The following is a 2,565-nucleotide window of genomic DNA, read 5'->3' on the forward strand; positions in this document are numbered from 1 at the left end:
AATTTGTTATTTATGTGCAGTTTTAATGCGTGTAGATATAACAAAGCTTGCAGGGAAATTTATGAACGAATAGTGGCCAAAGGAAAGAGCAAAAAATTGGCTTTAATTGCCGTATGTAATAAGCTATTAAAACAGGCTTTTGCGATAGCAAAATCAGGACTACTTTATGATGATTCTCATAGAAGTAATTTAGTGAAAAATTAATGAATTTTTACTTGTTTTTTACCACAGTACTTTGTTGCCTACAGTTATTTTATTCGTTTGTGAATTGAGTAAACTTTTTTGTTTCCAAATTCGAGTTGGTTTTCAGTCAAACTTTTGATGTCAATTTCAATCGGTTTTTGATAATAAAATCCGTCACTTTCTTTTGAAATCAATCTTTTTTTTAAAAATCGTTCTATCAGTTCTTTTTTTGATTCAGCGTCTTGTTTTGATATTCTATTCTTTAAAATAAGTTTTCCATTTCTGATTTTCCACATTCCGTATTCTACGTGTTCAGAAGTAAAGTAGTCGATATATTCTCCGTCATTTTTATAAGTCCGAGTAGGATATCCTGTTTCGTTTTCGGTATATGGTGGACACCAAGGAATTTCTTCAAATTCGTTCTTTTCCGCCTCTGTTCTTAAATCACATTTTTTGTCAAATTCCCACGTGCCAATAATCAATTCCGAATATTTTTCTTGAGCATTGGAAATTCCGACTGACAGCAGAAATATGATTAAAATGCGTGTTTTCATAATTGTAGGTAACGGTCTCGTATAACCGTCAGTTACGGGTTAATATGCGTTGATTTTCGGTTTGACACAGACTTTAGCAATTCCGAGTGTCCCGCTGGGCAAGCGGGACGCCGTAATTGCGGTTATATATTGTTGTGGTGTCGTTTTTTTATTCCGTTAATAATTATGTTCAACTCGGTTTGCATAAAAATCTTCGGTTATTTTTAGCAAATCAAATACTCCGCTTTTTTTCAAGTTTTCAATAACTATGTTCATTGATTTTGCGTAATCAGAAGTCAGTTGAAATTCGTCATCTTCGTGATAGTGTTCGTTGTATTCATCCATATCAAAACCTGAATTTTCATCAAATTCCGCAAACCCTTGGTATTCCCAATCTCCAGTATTTTGTCTTAAGTCAGCAATCTGTTCTTCTGTATCATATCCACCAAATTTTTCTTGGTAATATTTTAATGTTTTTTCAAATTCTTCTTCCGAATTTAAACATAATAGACTTGCGTCAATCGAGAATCCGTAAAATGTTTCATTCGGATGTTCTTTAGCAAATTCCGTTATTTTATTAATAGCAAATTCCGTCAATTTTTCTGTGTCAAATTTGCTTTTGGATTCAGTCATTTTATTCTGTTTAGTTTGGTTACAATTAACTGCAAAAAAGGTTATTAAAAAGATTATAATTTTATTCAAAGCGTTTTTCTTAAATACACCACAACGGCCTCGGGTATGAAACGTAGGGCATTTCGAAGCTCTTAACTGTCCACCCAAAACTGAGCTTAATAAGTGACGAAAACTTGCGTAAAGCACTGTCCGCCCTATGTTTTATACCCATTGTTGTGCTTATTGCTTTTTATTTTTCATTTTTACATCTACTTTAACTTTGCCGTCTTTATCTTTTGTCATAGTTCTTTTAGTGTCAGGCTGTAAGTTTCCTTTAAGAACTTCCTTTACATCTTTTTTAAGTTTCTCAAAGTCAATATCTTCTTTGTAAGTATAAGAATATAATGTTCCGCTAACTTCTCCTGTTGCTGTTTCAAGTCGTTTATCCATAACATAATCAAAATTTTCATTGTTGCCGTGAAACATTAAAACGTGTAATCGGTAAAGTTGGTCTTTATCTGAACCATCTGGATTTGTACTATATACATAATAGACGACTTTGGTAAAGCTGGTTGAAAATCGGTCTTTTGGTAATTCAGCGTACCATTCATAGCCCCAAATATTTTTATCCTCGAATTTAAAAAAGTCATAATTGAAAAATTCATCAATTCCCTCTGGAAGCATATCATTTTCTTTAGCCCCATACATTTTCTCTTTCCATTTTTTCCCTTCTTCGAAATTTCCTAGCCCATAATAAGAAACGATTAAATTTTTTATCATAAAATATTTTCTCTTGGCAAATTCCTCGTCAAATATTTCTATTCCTTTTTCAATTCCGTCAAGAGCTTCATTTGCATATTGAAGAGATTTGTCAAAATTTTCTTGGTAACGATTGATTTCTTGTAAATGAGTTGCAGTTCCAACTTTATACCAAAGAGCATATTCGTATAGAGTGTCATTTTTAGGAAGACTCTTTTCTAATTCCTTGAATTTCACAAAGGCTGAATCAATTTCGTTCGTTTGTAAAAGTTTTTCAGCTTTCTGATATTCGGATAGATAATCGTTTTGACCAAATCCCATTATTGGAATTAGAAATAAAATCAGAATTTTTATTTTTTTCATAAAAGTTAGTTTCGGTATGTCTCGTCCTAAAATATGGCTACAGGTTAAAAATTGATTTACGCTGCATTTAGGTATACCGTTTCAGGTGTTTTAAAGTTTAAAGATAAGTGTAATC

Annotated in this window: 3 protein-coding genes and 1 pseudogene; 1 reads left to right on the top strand and 3 read right to left on the bottom strand. The window is 32.1% G+C overall.

The window, feature by feature from the left end; genetic code table 11:
• A pseudogene (locus tag FVB9532_RS19820) lies at window positions 1-204 on the top strand (IS110 family transposase); the annotation flags it as partial.
• Window positions 205-248: 44 nt separating this feature from the next.
• Here FVB9532_RS19820 and FVB9532_RS19150 read toward each other — a convergent pair.
• From FVB9532_RS19150 to FVB9532_RS19160, 3 genes are all read right to left on the bottom strand, one after another.
• Window positions 249-737, bottom strand: a complete 489-nt coding sequence (locus tag FVB9532_RS19150) for a hypothetical protein (protein ID WP_150546789.1) — start codon at window positions 735-737, stop codon at window positions 249-251.
• Between the two features lie 156 nt (window positions 738-893).
• A complete protein-coding gene (locus FVB9532_RS19155) occupies window positions 894-1,349 on the bottom strand; it encodes a DUF4303 domain-containing protein (RefSeq protein ID WP_150546790.1) in 456 nt (151 codons plus the stop codon).
• A 219-nt stretch (window positions 1,350-1,568) separates the two neighbouring features.
• Entirely contained in the window at window positions 1,569-2,450 is an 882-nt protein-coding gene (locus FVB9532_RS19160) for a hypothetical protein (RefSeq protein ID WP_150546791.1), read from the bottom strand.
• Between the last annotated feature and the right edge of the window lie 115 nt (window positions 2,451-2,565).

Source organism: Mesonia oceanica (assembly GCF_902499555.1).
Taxonomy (GTDB): domain Bacteria; phylum Bacteroidota; class Bacteroidia; order Flavobacteriales; family Flavobacteriaceae; genus Mesonia; species Mesonia oceanica.